Origin of the sequence: Jannaschia helgolandensis, from assembly GCF_900109285.1 — a bacterium.
Taxonomy (GTDB): domain Bacteria; phylum Pseudomonadota; class Alphaproteobacteria; order Rhodobacterales; family Rhodobacteraceae; genus Jannaschia; species Jannaschia helgolandensis.
The window spans coordinates 1-16,486 of sequence record NZ_FNZQ01000008.1; the positions used below are offsets into that span (position 1 = coordinate 1).

15 protein-coding genes and 1 tRNA gene are annotated in these 16,486 nt (G+C 58.2%); 12 read left to right on the plus strand and 4 right to left on the minus strand.

Annotated features, from left to right (window positions below):
* Together BMY38_RS16060 and BMY38_RS16065 are read left to right on the plus strand one after the other, a co-directional pair.
* A partial coding sequence (locus BMY38_RS16060) for a transposase (protein ID WP_175495923.1) occupies nucleotides 1–242 on the plus strand: 242 nt, incomplete at its 5' end.
* A 537-nt stretch (nucleotides 243–779) separates the two neighbouring features.
* Nucleotides 780–1,520, plus strand: coding sequence for an SDR family NAD(P)-dependent oxidoreductase (locus tag BMY38_RS16065; protein WP_092764766.1), 741 nt, complete (start codon nucleotides 780–782; stop codon nucleotides 1,518–1,520).
* Between the two features lie 475 nt (nucleotides 1,521–1,995).
* Here the strand turns inward: BMY38_RS16065 and BMY38_RS16070 are convergent.
* Together BMY38_RS16070 and BMY38_RS16075 are read right to left on the minus strand one after the other, a co-directional pair.
* Nucleotides 1,996–2,085, minus strand: a tRNA-Ser gene (locus tag BMY38_RS16070).
* A 253-nt stretch (nucleotides 2,086–2,338) separates the two neighbouring features.
* Nucleotides 2,339–3,022 carry a GntR family transcriptional regulator gene (locus BMY38_RS16075; protein ID WP_092764768.1) on the minus strand — a complete coding sequence of 228 codons (684 nt, stop codon included), beginning with the start codon at nucleotides 3,020–3,022 and terminating at the stop codon, nucleotides 2,339–2,341.
* Nucleotides 3,023–3,111: 89 nt separating this feature from the next.
* Between BMY38_RS16075 and BMY38_RS16080 the strand changes: the two genes are divergently transcribed.
* From BMY38_RS16080 to BMY38_RS16125, 10 genes are all read left to right on the plus strand, one after another.
* Complete coding sequence (locus BMY38_RS16080) at nucleotides 3,112–4,212, plus strand: 4-hydroxythreonine-4-phosphate dehydrogenase PdxA (RefSeq protein WP_092764770.1); 1,101 nt, start codon at nucleotides 3,112–3,114, stop codon at nucleotides 4,210–4,212.
* A gap of 47 nt (nucleotides 4,213–4,259) precedes the next feature.
* Nucleotides 4,260–5,240 carry a TRAP transporter substrate-binding protein gene (locus BMY38_RS16085; RefSeq protein WP_092764772.1) on the plus strand — a complete coding sequence of 327 codons (981 nt, stop codon included), beginning with the start codon at nucleotides 4,260–4,262 and terminating at the stop codon, nucleotides 5,238–5,240.
* Between the two features lie 71 nt (nucleotides 5,241–5,311).
* Complete coding sequence (locus tag BMY38_RS16090) at nucleotides 5,312–5,866, plus strand: TRAP transporter small permease (RefSeq protein WP_092764774.1); 555 nt, start codon at nucleotides 5,312–5,314, stop codon at nucleotides 5,864–5,866.
* A complete protein-coding gene (locus BMY38_RS16095; protein WP_092764776.1) occupies nucleotides 5,863–7,143 on the plus strand; it encodes a TRAP transporter large permease in 1,281 nt (426 codons plus the stop codon). The genes BMY38_RS16090 and BMY38_RS16095 overlap by 4 nt, the downstream gene beginning before the upstream one ends.
* A gap of 33 nt (nucleotides 7,144–7,176) precedes the next feature.
* Nucleotides 7,177–7,914 (plus strand): SDR family oxidoreductase, encoded by a 738-nt coding sequence (locus tag BMY38_RS16100; RefSeq protein WP_092764778.1) that lies wholly within the window; start codon nucleotides 7,177–7,179, stop codon nucleotides 7,912–7,914.
* 274 nt (nucleotides 7,915–8,188) lie between these two features.
* Nucleotides 8,189–9,331, plus strand: coding sequence for a glycosyltransferase (locus BMY38_RS16105; RefSeq protein ID WP_092764780.1), 1,143 nt, complete (start codon nucleotides 8,189–8,191; stop codon nucleotides 9,329–9,331).
* A 533-nt stretch (nucleotides 9,332–9,864) separates the two neighbouring features.
* Nucleotides 9,865–10,566: a sugar transferase gene (locus BMY38_RS16110; protein ID WP_092764782.1), complete on the plus strand. Its 702-nt coding sequence runs from the start codon at nucleotides 9,865–9,867 to the stop codon at nucleotides 10,564–10,566.
* 26 nt (nucleotides 10,567–10,592) lie between these two features.
* Nucleotides 10,593–11,825 (plus strand): polysaccharide biosynthesis/export family protein, encoded by a 1,233-nt coding sequence (locus BMY38_RS16115; protein WP_092764784.1) that lies wholly within the window; start codon nucleotides 10,593–10,595, stop codon nucleotides 11,823–11,825.
* 10 nt (nucleotides 11,826–11,835) lie between these two features.
* Nucleotides 11,836–13,350 carry a lipopolysaccharide biosynthesis protein gene (locus BMY38_RS16120; RefSeq protein WP_092764786.1) on the plus strand — a complete coding sequence of 505 codons (1,515 nt, stop codon included), beginning with the start codon at nucleotides 11,836–11,838 and terminating at the stop codon, nucleotides 13,348–13,350.
* Nucleotides 13,347–14,249 (plus strand): polysaccharide pyruvyl transferase family protein, encoded by a 903-nt coding sequence (locus tag BMY38_RS16125; RefSeq protein ID WP_245737653.1) that lies wholly within the window; start codon nucleotides 13,347–13,349, stop codon nucleotides 14,247–14,249. Before BMY38_RS16120 ends, BMY38_RS16125 begins: the two co-directional genes overlap by 4 nt.
* Here BMY38_RS16125 and BMY38_RS16130 read toward each other — a convergent pair.
* Both BMY38_RS16130 and exoK read right to left on the minus strand, forming a co-directional pair.
* On the minus strand, nucleotides 14,246–15,475 hold the full coding sequence (locus BMY38_RS16130; RefSeq protein ID WP_092764788.1) for an O-antigen ligase family protein: 1,230 nt from the start codon (nucleotides 15,473–15,475) through the stop codon (nucleotides 14,246–14,248). The genes BMY38_RS16125 and BMY38_RS16130 overlap by 4 nt on opposite strands.
* Nucleotides 15,468–16,274 carry an endo-1,3-1,4-beta-glycanase ExoK gene (gene exoK / locus BMY38_RS16135; RefSeq protein ID WP_092764790.1) on the minus strand — a complete coding sequence of 269 codons (807 nt, stop codon included), beginning with the start codon at nucleotides 16,272–16,274 and terminating at the stop codon, nucleotides 15,468–15,470. Before exoK ends, BMY38_RS16130 begins: the two co-directional genes overlap by 8 nt.
* Nucleotides 16,275–16,486 lie beyond the last annotated feature (212 nt).

Sequence of the window (16,486 nt, forward strand, 5' to 3'; positions counted from 1 at the left end):
AGGCTCACTGGCGGCAAATCCACTCAACCAATCCGCTTGAGCGCCTGAACAAAGAAATCAAGCGTCGCACCAATGTCGTCGGTATTTTCCCCAACGAGCCAGCCATCAAACGTCTCGTCGGTGCCCTGATGCTGGAGCAAAATGACGAATGGGCGGTCACGCGCCGTTACATGACGCTGGAAACCGTCGCCACCGTCTGCGAGGATAACACCATGGACCTGGCGAAAATCGCCGCCCTGTAAACCGGCTCAGCACCCAGCCGGAGAACAAATTACACCACGTCCGTGGACGCTACCTGTCATGGTGAAGTTCTCCCTGTGATCTTGTTTTGACGCTCAATGGTCAAATTGAAGTCCCGGCACATATGGTCGATATTTATTGATATGCTCCGGTCGAAATACTTAGTCTTGTCACACCTTATTCTTTGAATTTTTTCAGCACCCTGCAGTGTGCTCTGCCTGCAGTGGCTGTGATCGGCCCCTTACCTCCCACCGATCTCCTCCGTCGCTGCCGCGCGACATCTGCACCCGCAATCGTCAAACTGGGCGCGCCGCCAAACCCGTGCCTGATGCAGCGTGAATGAGTTCAAGGCAGACGCCATCACTCGCCATTGGAAGATGAAAGCGTTGTTAACTGCCAATTGTCAACATTTTTCTACTGATTGACATACCTCCTTGACCAGTCAATCTGGTCTTTCCTGGCAAACCCTGCCGCGCCAAGCAACTTGGTGCGCGTGTTTCGTTGCCCGGCAAACAGGGCGGAATGAAGGGGAGCAGATCATGAACAATCGGGCGTTAGAGGGCAAAACAGCTTTTGTATCAGGCTCCGGGCAGAATATCGGACGCGCAACTGCGGTGCAGTTGGCCCGGATGGGCTGCAACGTGGTCGTGAATGGCTCTTCCAACTTTGCCGCCGTTGAAGAAACGGTTGCGGCGGTTGAAGCCGAAGGTGTGGCATCGCTGATCGCCATGGGGGACATGGGCGAAGAAGACGCAATCCGCACTATCGCTGACGCGGCGCTGTCTCGGTTTGGTCGTGTTGATATCGTAGTGAATAACGCCACACGTCGACCACACAAACCCTTCCTCGAAATGACCGAAGACGACTGGCACGGCGTCATGGACGTGGCCCTGACTGCGGTGTTCCGCACCAGTCAGGCGTTTTTGCCGGGGATGGTGGAGGCGGGCTGGGGCCGCATCATCAACTTTGCCGGCATGAAAGCCATCAAAGGTTATAACGAAGGCGCACCGATCTCGGCCGCGAAACATGGCGTCTGGGGCCTTACCAAAGCGCTGTCGACCGAGTTTGCGTCAAAGGGCATCACAATAAACACCGTATCCCCCGGCCAGATCCGCAAAGACAATAAAACTGAAGATGACCCGGCGCGCGCAGCGCGAATCCCGGCAGGAGTCATGGGACAATCGCAAGACATCGCGTCGATGGTGGGGTATCTTGCGTCACACGAAGCCCACTTTGTTACCGGTCAGATGATCGCGGTGAACGGCGGCGAAACAACCTGATCGAGGTACAACGCTGAGCAACAAGGACAGTACGTTGCGACGGGCAATCAACCGCTGGCTCTCAAACTGCACGTCGTGCCAATGGGGCTCACTATCATCTTTGCTCAGCCCATGAGCGGCAAATCCTGCATTCCTTTTTTATCTCTTCGCATCTTGCAGCGTTACGTCTGCCAATAAGCGCATTATGGCGAAATACTCTGACTATACGGTAAGAAAGCCACGAGCTTTCCCGCATCTGGTTTGACCCTCCCCGTGCTTTCTGCGCCATGAAAATCGCCAGCCCGGTCAGGACATTTCGTTCTGTGAGACATTCAGACTGTTGTGCATCTGGTGTTATCAGCCTGAGGAAGGCGAGGCGGAAATGGTAAACACCGTGTCTTGAAGTGGAAAAATAAGCCGACAGCGTCATGGGCTTGTGCTCCACATTGTATCGCACTTGTCTTCCCAACCTCTAAGTCATTGAACTAGAAGGCTCTGGCGGAGACGAAGGGATTCGAACCCTCGAGACCCTTCCGGGCCTACTCCCTTAGCAGGGGAGCGCCTTCGACCACTCGGCCACGTCTCCGCCGACCCGTCTATTTGCGCCGAACATGGGGGGCAAGGACAAATTCGGAAACTTTTATCCAGACGTAGCGGGACATAGGCCCGACGAAACCTGTCATCGCCGATCAGTCTTCGAAAGCAACCAGGCATCCGACACGTTCGCCTCCGGTTCCGAAGGTTGCTGACAATAGTCAGCTGGCTCAGCTTCCGCTCTGTGAACAGTCCAGCGCTCGTTTTTTGCAGCGTCTGACATTGGAGCTTGTAGCAACTCGCTTTCACCTGTCTTCGGAGCTGATGACATTGCGGACGCGGTCCCAGGTGTTCTTCAGGTGCCGTTCCATTGTCTCGGCGAGCCGACTGCCATCTCTTGCGCGCAGTGCCTCGGCCATCTCTGCATGCTCGTGCACTGCGGCAGACCAAAAGTCCGGCCGACGATTGCCGATGAAGCGGATACGTTTGAGTCGTGCCTGCAGGCTCCGTTGCGTTTCCGCCAGCACACTGTTGCCGGCGGCTTCGGCGAGGCGTGTATGAAACTCCTGGTTCAACTTATAGTACGGGAGCCGGTCACGGGCCTCGTAGAGGACGATCATCCGATCATGCAGGTCGAGCAGTCCGGCAATCTCCGCATCCGTAGCGCGCTCGCATGCGAGGCGACCAGCCAGGCTTTCCAGATGGGCTTGCAGTTCGAGCAGACCATGGACTTCCTCGGTGGAAAGCTTCCTTACCCGGCTGCCCCGTGAGGGACGGATCTCGATCAATCCTTCCGCTGCAAGAGTTCGCAGAGCTTCGCGGAACGGAGTGCGGGAGATGCCGAGTTCGGTCGTAAGTGCAGCTTCGTCAATACGGTGTCCAGGCTCCAGGTGACCCTCGATAATCAGATCACGGATCTGCTCCACGGCCTGATCATGCAAGCTCCGCTTCTGAATGGTCTGGATCGGGGTTCGATGATTGTCGGGCAATGTAATCTCCTGATCCTATCCTGCCCTTATCAGCATCCCACTTGTCATTCGAGATCATTTATGTATTTTGTATACAAACGGAGCGACCTATGACTGACAGCCGACGAATTGCGATGGCGCTTGGCGATGCGGGCGGCATCGGTCTGGAACTGGCGGCCCGCGTTCTGTCCGACGCCCGCGAGGGAACGGACATCCTTGTTTTCGGCGATCGGCGCGCCTTGGAACTGGGTGCACGCCAAGCAGGTGTAACGCTTGACCTGCCGGTCATTGGCCTCGATGCCCTGGGCGGCCCCATCGAGGGTAACGCATTGATTGATCTGAGCACCTTCGATCCCAACGATGCAATGATCGGCACAGCTACCGCGTCGTCCGGGACCGCCGCCCTCGAGAATTTCCGCGCGGCCCTTCTGACGGCGAAAGCGGGACTGGCGGATGCCGTTGCATTCACTCCCTTCAACAAGGCCGCGATGCGCATGGCCAAGTCAGACTACGTCGACGAAATCGGCTTCGTCGACGCGGTGCTGGACGCGCCCCGGTCGGGGCGGGAATTCAACGTGCTGGAGGAGGTCTGGAATGCCCGCGTGACGTCGCATATCCCTCTGCGTGACGTGGCCGGGATATTGAACGCGGACCGTATCTTCGACAGCCTGCAACTGACCGTGGAGGTGATGCAGGATGCAGGCTTCGAACGGCCACGCATCGGTGTCGCAGCCCTTAACCCCCATGCGGGCGACGGGCGCAACTTCGGGACGGAGGACGAAGACATCATCCTCCCGGCCGTCGAGCGCGCAAGGGCGCATCAGATGGCGGTAACTGGCCCCGTGCCATCGGACACCGTGTTCGTGCGCGCGCTGAAGGGCGAATTCGATGCGGTGCTGACGATGTTCCACGATCAGGGCCAGATCGCGATGAAGCTGATCGGTTTCGACCGCGGAGTAACGCTGATAGCGGGTTATGGCTTTCCCATCGTCACGCCGGCGCATGGCACGGCCTATGATATCGCCGGACAGGGCATCGCCGATACGGGTGCGACACTTGCAGCGCTGTCGCTTGGCCGACGTCTTGCGGGGCGCACCACGCAGAGGGGCACCGACGACGCGGCGCGCGCAGATTTGCGGGCGGCGCTGACGAAGCGGCCAGACTGGGCCGCTGGGAAGACCGGCACCACCAAAGCCATTGCCGGGAGCTAGGACTGTCGGCGAACGCCGACCACAATGGATCATTCAGGGAGGATGAAATGAAAACGATGAACCTGAGCGCGCTGGTCGCGCTGGCAATCGCATGGGGCGGCGCGGCAGCGGCGCAGCAGGAGATCATCTTCGGCATCTCCGCCACGCCAAACTCTTTGCAAGGGCAATCGGCCTACGAATTTCAGCGCCGCGCCAACGAGAAGCTGGGCGATCTGGGGGAGGTCAAGGTCTTCGACAGTTCGCAGCTGGGCAAGGACAAGGACATGCTCCAGAAAATTCGACTGGGAACGATGCATCTGACCTTGCCGTCTTCCATCATGCCGGAAATCGCGCCGGAATATGCCATTTTCGATCTGCCGTTTCTTGTGGCCGACCGGGAGCATCTGGCGCGGATGGATGAGACGCTGTTCAGCGATACCCTCGTCCCTGCGGCCGAGGCCAAGGGATACCGCCCGCTCGCCGTGTGGGAAAACGGGTTTCGCCAGATCACCAACAACGAGCGCCCGATCAATGTGCCCGCCGATCTGGAGGGTTTGAAGATCCGGACGCCCAACTCCTCTTGGCGCGTTTCCATGTTCGAGGCCTGGGGGGCCAACCCGACGCCAATGGCATTCTCCGAGGTATTCGTGGCCTTGCAAACCGGTGTCATCGATGGACAGGAAAATCCGTTGACCAACATTGCGGGTGCCAAGTTCGAAGAGGTGCAGGAGTACCTTTCGATGACCGGCCACGTGTATTCGCCCGCCTATCCTACCGTTGGCGTAGAGACATTCGCCAAGCTGGACCCGGAGATCCAGTCGATCCTGACCGAAACGGCGCAGGAAGTCGCCGTTTGGGCGCGCGAACAGGGTGCGAGCCAGGACGAAGAGCTTCTGACAAAACTCAAGGATGCAGGGATGGTGGTGAACGTTGCTGATCGCGCTGCCTTCGTCGATGCCTCCAAGCCGATCTATGAGAAGTTCGCGACCGAGGTCGAGAACGGGCAAGCCATGATCGACGAGGCTTTGGCACTCGCTGACGGGTCCTGACCCGGATCTGACGAAATCGGGCGGCGCGACGTATCTGCGCGCCGCCCCCTTCCCGCACTGGAGCGTCCCACATGCGCAATCTGGCCATCCGAACGCTCGATCTCGGGTTGCAGGCAACGACGTTGGCGATGATCGTCACGCTGGCCTGCATCGTCCTGTTAGGTGTCGGCTTCCGCTATTCAGGATCGTCGCTGATCTGGTACGATGAAGTCTCTTCCGTTCTACTGGCCTGGATCACCTTCACGGGTGCGGCGCTGGCCGTCCTGCGCAATGCGCACCTGGGCTTCAACGGCCTGCTGTTCGGACTTCCGGGACCGTTCCGCATGGGTCTTTTCTGGCTGGTCGAGGTGATCTTCCTCACCACCTTCGGTATCGTTGCCTGGGGAGGATGGGCAATTCTGGACTTCTTTGGATCCGAGACGATGACCACTCTTCGATTCGTGCCGCGCACCTTGGTGCAGGGAATCCTGCCGGTCGCGGCGGTGCTTATGCTGCTGGCCCGCCTCCTGACACTGCCGGAACGCCTGATATCCGTGCGCGCGGGCGCAGATCCCGAGAGTGAGGAGATCGCGCTGGAAATCGCGCGGGCCGAGGCAGAGCTATCGCGCGCGGGGCGCGGATCGTGACCGAAGCCTTCGTACTCCTGTCGATGTTCGTAATGATCGCCATCGGCCTGCCCATCGCGGTATCCATCCTTGCCAGCGCTCTGATCGGCGTCTGGCTTCTGAACGGAACACCGGGGTTCCTGAATGCCGCCCTGTCTCTGTTCGACGGCGCGACGAGCTTTCCATTGATCGCGATTCCGTTGTTCATTCTGGCAGGCGCGTTGATGAATACTGGCGGCATCTCGACCAGGCTCATTGCCTTCGTATCGGCTCTGATCGGGTTCGTGCGCGGTGGACTGGCGATGGTGAACGTCGGAGTATCGCTCTTCTTCGCCGAAATTTCGGGATCGGCCGTAGCCGATGTGGCGGCGACCGGGTCGGTGCTGATCCCGGCGATGAAGCGCAAGGGCTATTCTCCACGCTTCGCTGCGGCGCTCACCTCCTCTTCCGCGTCGCTGGCGATCATCATCCCACCGTCGATTCCGATGATCCTCTATGGCGCGCTGTCGAACACTTCGATCGTGCAGCTATTCGTGGCGGGCATCGTGCCCGGCCTGATGGGGGCCTCGCTGCTGATGGGAATGTGCTATTACTTCGCGGTCCGCTATGATCTTCCGCGCGAAGAGAGCTTCTCGCTGTCCCGCCTTGGCCGCGCCACGCGCGAGGCTGTCTGGGCGCTGATGCTTCCCGTTATCATCCTTGGAGGCATCTTTGGTGGTGTCGTCACCGCAACCGAGGGCGCGGGACTCGCCGTGCTGGCGGCGCTTGTCATCGGCCTGCTGGTCTATCGCGAGCTGAACCTGCGCAAGCTCTACAACGCGCTGGTCGACGGGGTGCTTCAGACGTCGGTGGTGATGCTGCTTGTGGCATCTTCCGCCGTTCTAGGCCTCTACCTGACCGAGACACAGATGCCACAGAAACTGGCGGCATCCATCACGACGCTGACCGACAATCCGTTCCTCGTTCTGATGATAATCAATGTTTTCCTGCTTTTCGTGGGTATGGTGCTGCACGGTGCGGCTGCGATCATCCTGACGGTCCCGATCTTCATGCCGCTGGTCAATCAACTCGGCATCGACCCCGTCCATTTCGGTATCCTGCTCACGCTGAACATCGCGCTGGGCCAGCAGACGCCGCCGGTGGCGAGCGTGCTGGTCACCGCCTGCTCCATCGCCAGGACCGACGTTTGGGCTACGACGAAGACCAACCTTCCATTCATCGCGGTGCTCGTGTTTGTCCTGCTGATCGTCACTTATATACCCGCCGTACCGTTATGGCTGGTCGGCGTGTTCTACTGACCCTTACACCGCCCTTCATTCAAGCGAGATACCATGACCCAGACCATCCTTGTCACCGGCGCCGGAAGCGGCATCGGCCGCGCGACCGCACGCCTCTTTCTGGACCGGGGCTGGCGCACGGCGCTCATGGGCCGACGGGCCGATGTTCTGCACGAAACCGCAGGCGATGCGGACGATGCACTGGTCTTGCCCTGCGACGTGACCGATCCGGACGCGCTCGACGCCGCCTTCGCGCGTATTGAATCGGAATGGGGCCACCTCGATGTCCTTTTCAACAATGCGGGCACAAACGTGGCCTCTCGTCCCATCGACGAAATTTCCGTAGCTGAATGGCGTCAGGTTCTCGACGTCAATGTCGGTGGCACGTTCCTCGCCGCGCGCGCGGCCTTCGGCCTGATGCGCCGACAATCGCCGCAGGGCGGCCGCATCATCAACAACGGCTCGGTCTCGGCGCATGTACCCCGCCCCGGCTCCGCGCCCTATACCCTGTCCAAACACGCTGTGACGGGCCTTACCCGGACGTTATCGCTCGACGGCCGCCGCTTCGGCATCGCCTGCGGGCAGATCGACATCGGCAACGCATTGACCGACATGGCCGAGAAGATGACCCGCGGCGTGCCGCAGGCCGACGGGACGGAAAAGGTCGAGCCTGTGATGGATGCGCGACACGTCGCAGAAGCCGTCCTGCACATGGCGTCACTTCCGCTCGATGTGAACGTACCCTTTATGACCGTGATGGCATCGGCCATGCCGTATATCGGTCGGGGCTAGGCAATACGTGCCTCTTGATCGGCTGGGGGCCAGAACGTGAAAGATGCCGGCGTCGACGATACAGTTCGTAAATGAATGGCAACCGAGGCGTGCCGTGGTGACACCTACCTGGCTTTACCGCCAATCTTGAGCATAAGTGCGCGGTTGCGAATTGCCCGGCGACCTTGTTCGCGTGGCGGCGAACTTCCGCTGGAAATCCGCAGGGGCGTGGCGGGCCGGGGATGGAGGTGTGTAATGACACGGCGCAGATGCACGTGCCTGCAAGGACCAACCGTTGACCGAAATCTTCGTCTTTGCCTTCGACCTGACGGAATCGTCACAGATCAGGCGTCTGAAAAGTTTCAGGGCGTTGGGGTATCGTGTTCGCTCTGCTTCCTTCCGACGGGAAAATATGAACACTGCGTTCGTCCCGGATTGGCCCAACATCGACCTGGGTCTTATGCAGAACGAGCGTTATGGCAGACGGATGATCGGCATCCTGCGCGGCATCTACCGGGTCATGAAACGTCGCGACGCGTTATCTACAGCCGACGTTATCATCGCTCGCAACTTCGACCTGCTGATCATTGCCTGGATCACCCGTTGGATGACCGGGCAGAGTCATGTGCCTTTGGTTTACGAATGCCTGGATATCCACGGCCTGTTCACGCGCCCAGACGCCGTCGGTGCCGCGATGAGATGGTGCGAACGACGATTGTTGACGCGTGTGCAACTTCTACTGGTATCGTCGCCGGGGTTCATGAGACATTATTTCGAGGCGATACAGGGCTACCAAGGGCAATATGCGATTCTGGAAAACAAGCTCTGGTTCGATGAAGATCCGATTCCCCGCCCGCCGATGCGGCGCAGCAGATCGTCCGATACGCCCCTGACGATCGGTTGGGTCGGATCGATCCGCTGCGCACCAAGCCTGAACCTCCTGATGGAAACCGCCGATCATTTCGGAGATCGGGTCGCCATAGAAATCCATGGCAATATCCATCGCCACACTTTGCCGGACTTTGACGAACAAATCGACCGGCGCGACAACGTCAGTTACTTTGGCCCGTACGAGTATCCAGATGGTTTGGCCGAGGTTTATGGCCGGTGCGATCTGGTCTGGGCGCAGGACCTCTGGCAGCGGGGTGCAAATTCCGATTGGCTTCTGCCCAACCGAATTTATGAAGCAAGCTGGTTCGGTTGCCCTTCCATTGCGGTGGCCGGGACCGAGACCGCACGCAAGGTCGCACGGAATTCCCTGGGGTTCGTGGTGGATGAACCGTCCGCCAAGGCGCTGATCAGTCTTTTGGACGGCTTGGATCGCGGCGCAGTTAGGGCGATGTCCGACAGTATCCTCTCTATGGAGGATACCGAGTTCCGGCTTACCCCTGACGCAATCAGAGTGGCGCTCCAGCCTGCTTTGTCGGCGAGCAGCTAAGGCTCTGCTTTGGCGTAGTACCGTTTCGCCACGTTCAGGTGTGGTCGGCGCAGTGCGGAAGCTGTGCCGCCCTGACCTACACGGTATTGCCCGACCCATGGAAACCGTTGCAGAGTTTTGCGTTGTTTACCCGTCCGCGTCACATGCTCGACGCTAAAACTGTCAGTATTGTCCCATAATGCGACCAAGGCAAAACGCTCTTTGCAGGGATCGGAATGCTGCGGTGCAGATTCAAGCGTAACTCTGCCTAAACGGTAAGTAAAAAGTTTCGAAGTGTCGGCGGGTTTCCGTCACTTCAGCGCCTACAAGGCATACGTGACGTTAACCCTTTGATTTATATAAAAAAACATTCTTTATGCATGTGCAATTTGACTGCCAAGCGCATGAATTATGAGCAATTCAGAATCACGCCCGCACATTCAATGGCCGTTTTTCGCCAATTTATAAAAAATCATAGATGAAATGCTGCACCTGCAAAATTGTCGGTAGAGCATGGAAAAGCGAATGTCGATTCTGAATACAGGAGTTAGGTCATGCCATCCACTAGTTTGAGAAACCTCGTCAAAGAGGGTCTGTCTGAATCAACGTCGATCGCAACCGGAATCACACGCGCGGACACAGTGCTTGGTGGCCCTGCAAAGCGAGGTCTCGACCTGGCTGTCGCGCTGATTGCACTGGTCCTCCTGGCACCTTTGTTTCTCTGGGCCGCACTTGCCGTGAAACTAACGTCACGGGGACCGATCTTATATGGGCATTCGCGCGTCGGTCATGGCGGACGGGTATTCAAATGCTGGAAATTCCGGTCCATGGTAATAAACGGTGATGACGTTCTCGGTGAATATCTGGCCACCCACCAGGATGAGCGAAACGAGTGGCTGCGCAGCCGTAAACTTCGCAACGACCCCCGTGTCACCCGTATCGGAGCCGTGCTGCGCGCTTACAGTATCGACGAGCTTCCACAGATCATCAATGTGCTGATGGGCGACATGAGCCTTGTTGGCCCTCGCCCCGTGGTCCGGGACGAACTGGCGATGTATGGGGCGGCAGCCAATCTCTATCTTCAGACACGACCAGGCATCACTGGTCTCTGGCAGGTCAGCGGGCGCAGTGACGCGACTTATGAACAGCGCGTTTCCTACGATACGCTATATGTTCAGCAGTGGTCCATGCGTCAGGATGTTGCAATTCTGGCGAAAACGGTTCCCGCAGTTATCTCGTCCAAAGGGTCTTACTGATCCTGGACTGTAATTCTGGATAAATCATGCCCTTGAAAAACCGCATCCGCTGCTCCGCCATTTTCATCGTTGCGCAGTTTCTGGCAACTGTGGGCTGGGCCCAAGTCTATCGTGTCGGCATTAATGACACCCTGAATATCCAGATTGCCGTCTGGGATGCCGGGAAGACCGAAGTCGTGGATACCTACGAGTTTTCGGACAGCTATCCGGTCGGGGCTGACGGAGATATTGCAGTGACCCTCGTCGGTTCGTTGGTGGTTGAAGGTATGACGACCACCGAAGTGGCGAAGGCGCTGCAAGAGGCCATGAAACCTTTCACCGGAATTGGCCAGACCCCTCATGCCGCAGTCAGTGTCGAGCGCTATGCGCCGATCTATGTCGATGGAGACGTACAACAGCCCGGCGTCTATGACTACGCGCCCGGCCTTACGGTGCAAAAGGCCGTGACACTGGCCAGTGGACTTTCTGGCGTCAAAGCGCTCGACGGCGAGGAACGGAACTACCTGAATGCACGCGGCACCATCCGTGTCCTTCAGAGAGAACTGACATTCCTGACGGCAAAACGCGACAGGCTGATGGCGGAAATTAACGGAGACGCCGATTTCGGGACCCCTGATTCCGATCTCGATCCGGTCGCACAAGCCGCGGAATCCATTATCCTGCAAGCCAGAAATACCCGGTACGATCACGAAGTGACGTCGTTGGCACGGTCGCGAGCGGCGCTTGAAGGTGCGTTACAGGTCCTGGAGGACAAGCTTACGACCAATCGCGAACAACTCGAAGCTGGACAGGCCGAATTGCAACGCGAGGAACAGCTGGCCGAACGTGGCCTGGTCGCATCGACACGGGTCTTTGAACGGGCATCCTATGTGAACGAGCTGGAAAGTCGCTTGCTCGATATCGAACGATCGATCCTTTCAGCGCGACAGGAAATGCAGGGATACGAGCGCAACGAGGGTCTGCTAATGGCTGTTCGCAACGAGGAGAACGCGATGACCTTGCAGCAGGTCAACACCAGCATTGCCGGGGTCGAGGCGAAGCTTGACGGTCAATACGACCTTTTGGCAGCGGCTGCGGGCCAGCAAATCGGCCAGGTTCCTGCGCTCGACCCCTCAACGGCCACGATCAGCTATACGATCACCCGCGTGCGCGGGGACGATCCGGCACCTTTCGTGGGTGACCCCAGCGATGTGCTCATGCCCGGCGATGTTGTCGAGGTGGACCTGGACTCCTACGCCGAAGCCCCGCCGTCCAATTGATGGTGCGGGTATGAGCACTCCGGCTGACATCGCAAAACCATCGACACTCGGCCCTGCGGACGATTACCACCCGCATCTGACCACGGGACGTTCTGCTTCGGCCATTGTCGGCGTGCTGTGGTCGTCCTTGCAGACGCTTATTCCGACCGTAAGTTCCGCTGTGGTGTTCTTTGTCAGCGCGATGTTTCTGTCGCCTGCGGATTTCGGACTGGTCGGATTGGCCAGCAGCATCGTGATTTCGGTCGTGGCGTTTTCTCCACTGGCCTTCGGCGAAGCTCTGATTCAGCGCCGGACGTTGCTGAAATCCCATGCCGACAGCGTTTTCTGGCTGACGGCGGGATTTGGAGTGCTGGCATTCATTCCATTCGTCTTCGGCGCAGACTTGATTTCAAAGCTGATCGGCGACCCTGCGATTGCGATCATTTTGCCCGTTCTGGCACTTCGCATTCCGCTGGATCTCGCCTCGGCCGTGCCAAACGCGATGATCGTCCGGTCGATGAAATTCAAGCTGATCGCGATGCGCACTGCTGTGGCGACCATGGTAAGCGTTGTCATCTGTTTGACGATGCTGGTCGCGGGCTTTGGATACTGGGCGCTGGTCGGCAGTCAGGTCACGGCCAGTCTTGTAACCTGCGCGATGGCTTATTGGGTGTCCGGCTGGAAGCCCGGACTGTCCGTTACCTGGACTGCCCTTCGGGATGTGTTCGGTAATGGCGCATTCCTGTCCGGAGACCGGATGTTGTCGACGATCAAACTCGACCACCTGGTGCTGGGCATGTTTGGCGGCACGGTGATCCTCGGCCTGTTCCTCTTCGCGCAGCGGATTTTCAGCATGCTGACGCAACTGATCGGCGGGGCATTGTCGTCCGTCACTTTTGCCTTGTTGTCGGCGTTGCAAGACGATGCCGACAAGAGCACCCAGGCGTTCGAAATCGCATCCTTCGTATCGGCTGCTGTCAGCCTGCCGATGTTCGTTGCCCTTGCCATCGTGGCGCAGGACCTGCTTGCTGTGATGCTCGACGAGAAATGGGCGGGCGCGGCCTTCGCGGTGCAGGCATTCAGCGTGGTCGGCGTGCTGGCGGGCATCGGTGTAGTACAGGCCGCGCTGATCAAGAGCCAAGGTAAGCCTCAGTGGTGGTTCTATTATCAGCTTGTTCAACAAACCACGTCAGTCGCCGTCATTTTGCTGACTTACAGGTTTGGCCTGCCGACGCTGATGATTGTGCTTGTGGCAAAGACCGTCCTTTTCTGGCCGGTGTCTGTGGCCATGACCGCACGCCTTCTGAAGCGGAGCGCCTGGAGCTATCTGGCCAGTTTTCAAAATCCCATGGTGGCGACTGCTCTGATGGCGTCCGCCATGATTGCCGTCCCTTCCGTCTTTCCCGATCTGGGGCAGGCTACAAGACTTGGCCTCCAGTTGGCCCTGGCCGTCGTCATCTACTGTCCAGCGATCCTGCTTCTATCGCGCGCCCGGATGCGCGAACTCCGCAGTTTTCTACCCACCAAAGGGAACACCACCGCATGAAACTGACATATTTTCAGGGCGATCCGCCCAACTTTGGGGACGAACTGAACGCGACCATGTGGTCACACCTTCTGCCCGCCGGTTTCTTTGACGACGACGCATCCAAACTGTTCATTGGAATCGGTTCGATTATCCAGCACGGCTATCCGAAGGACGCGCGAAAAATTGTCGTCGGCTCCGGCTATGGTGGCTATACCATTAAGCCGGATGTTCACGACGGCAGTTGGGACTTTCACTTCGTGCGTGGCCCCCAGACGACCGAGGCCTTGGGCCTGAACCCTGATCTGGCCATCGCCGATTCTGCAATTCTGTTGCGCCAGACGCCCTTGCCCGCGCCAGCGACTGACATCAAGATCGGCTTCATCCCGCACTACGAAAGTATCGAGCGGGGCAACTGGAAGGTCGCCTGCGATCTGGCGGGCATCAGTTTCATCGACCCGACAGACCCGCCCGAGCGCATCATTCAGCAGATTCTGGGTGCCAAACTCGTCATCACAGAAGCGATGCACGGTGCGATCGTGGCCGATGCTCTGCGCACCCCGTGGATCGCCGTCCGGACCATGCATCACATCCATCGGTTCAAGTGGTACGATTGGGTCAAGTCCCTGGACATCGACTACCAGCCTGCCTTCCTGTTTCCGTCGAACCTGCGCGAAAGCTGGGCCGTCACCACCGGGCGGTCCGGGTCGGGACCGCGCGCCAAGGCGGCTTGCACCAGCAAACTGGCGCAGCCTTTGAATAACGCCTGTCACCACATGGCAGCGCGCAGCCTGCAAAAGCTGGCGCAGATGAGGCCAAGCCTTTCGACGGACGCCAATATCGAACGGGCCACGGATCAGGCCATGTCGGCCATCGACGGTCTGATCGCCAAATATGGGCGCAAGGTCGCGTTTGCCTAGGTGCCGCGCCGATGGGCATCCAGCCCGCGCGTGGCATAGACAAACGCGCATATCACGATGACAGTCCGCAGCGAAAACTGAAAGAAAACATTAACTTCCACAAAGCTCAACATGACGATCATCGCGACCAGAACGAACAGTAACGACGCCTCGGCAAGGCGGGTGCGCAAGGCCCAGAGACCAGTTGCCAGAGCAGCCCCATAAAGCACGACAACCTGTAGAAAGACGCCGAGTACCCCGATCTCCACTGCATTGGACAAATAGGTGTTGTGAAAATTGAAGCCGCTTCGACTTTCGATCGCGAAATTGTACCACAAGACCTCGGCCGGGGCGTAACCCTTGACCCAGAATGCCTGGTATCCGATGCCAAAAAACGGACGTTCCGCGATCAGTTCTCTGGCAATCCGCCAAAGATCGGTTCGGCCCGTCAAGGTCACATCCTTGCCAGTCGTCTCCAGCAACAGGTCTAAAAGCGCATCGGCGTAGATCGTCACGAGTAGAGCCATCATCGCCGCCAACAATACAGCGAATGTCATCGCAACAAGGCGTTGAACGACAGACAGCCGATAGATGAGCAGAAGCGAAAACAGCAGGAAAAGCGCAGGCGGCACCACGATCAGCGCGCCTGTCGACTGAGCAAGTAAAAGCAGCATGGCGCCGATCATCAACCCGAGAACTGCCATCAGCCGATGACCATTGGAGGCCGTGCGGTCCAATATCTGAGAGGTACAGACAATCACATAGGTCGCAGCCTCGCCTGCCAGTGCATTCTTGCTGCCGTAGATTCCCAACCAGGCCCCTGTGTCGCTGCGTACATCGCCGAACAGGATGCTGGTCAGCATCGCAAGAGAGAACACTCCGAACAATGCGCGGCTGAACGCACGCGCCGACGTGGTCGAAGCCATTGCAATCGCGATCAGCACAGTCGCCGTCAGTTGGACACCGAAGCGGAAGGAGATTGCAGGATATTGTGACCAGACCGCCGACAGCAGGCAGAATATCGGCAATGCCATCAGATACCAGTATCTGATGCAAAGGTTCAGCACGATCTGGATGCGACGAACCAGCAGCGCGCATCCTCCGGTCAGAAAAATCAACGCACCGTAAGTTTCCAGGGCGGGAATGAAAACGAGGCCAAAAAGGGCGATCACCAGAAGAACCACATCCGGTTCGACCGTGATTACGTCAATGCCGGTGCCCGGCCGATCTGCGCGGATGCTACTCATTCTTGCAGACGACCGAGGACGGAAATTGGCAGGCGTCCCCCTGCGCAGTGAATGCAATCCAGTCGACTTCCATCTTCAGATCGGTTTCCGGCTCCACGAACCGGCCCATCCAGTCCGGAAAACTGTCGCTTCCCCAGAAGCTGGCGTAGATCTTCTGCCCGTTCGTGGGCAGTACGGCTTCGGGTGGCGTCTGATGCACCAGCTCACCGTCTACATACCATTTTATCCCGGTCGGCTGCCACACAAACGAATAGGTCAGGAACGCATCATCGGCAGGCATGGGCAACGCCACCTGTTTGCCGTTCATGGGGGTTCCGTCGACATAGGTATTCAAACTGACTGAACTCGTATCGCGGGCCAGGACCTCGAAATCGATCTCGTCATGCGGCTTGCCATGGTATGGACCAATATAGGTGAAGAAAGCCGCATTCAGGCCCGACCCGGCCGCGGTTCGGTATCGCGCCTCGTATGTACCATATCCATAGACATTCAGTGATTGAATCTCGCCGCAGCTATAGTCGCGCTGATCACCCGTCCACCCTGAGAAAGCCAACGTCAGCATCCCTTCTTTGACGGCAACGTTGTCGCCAGACCAGACGCAGTTTTGCCAATCACCATTGGCCCACCCGTCAGAAATCCCCCAGAGCGACTTATCCAATGTTTCGAAATCGTCGAAGAAACTGGCACCTTGCGGTGTTTCCTGTGAAAATACCGGCAAGGGAAGCAAAAAAACAAAGCTAATCACGCATTGCTTTGACGACTTTATCACCCTGCCGACATTTTTTGACGCCTGAATCATTCCGGTCCTCCGAATACAATTATTCAGCAATGTCTATACAGCCGAAATACGCTCCGCAAAGCTGGACGGCTTGCTCCGGCGCGTGCCCGCCGAAAGCCCCCGGATATGGGCAGGCCTATGGGAGTTCGGCTGCGAGAGTCTATCCTTTGAGTCAAACCGATATCCGAAAGTGCTGATTTGAAAAACCTTGCCGAACCGCCTCTGGTTTCCGT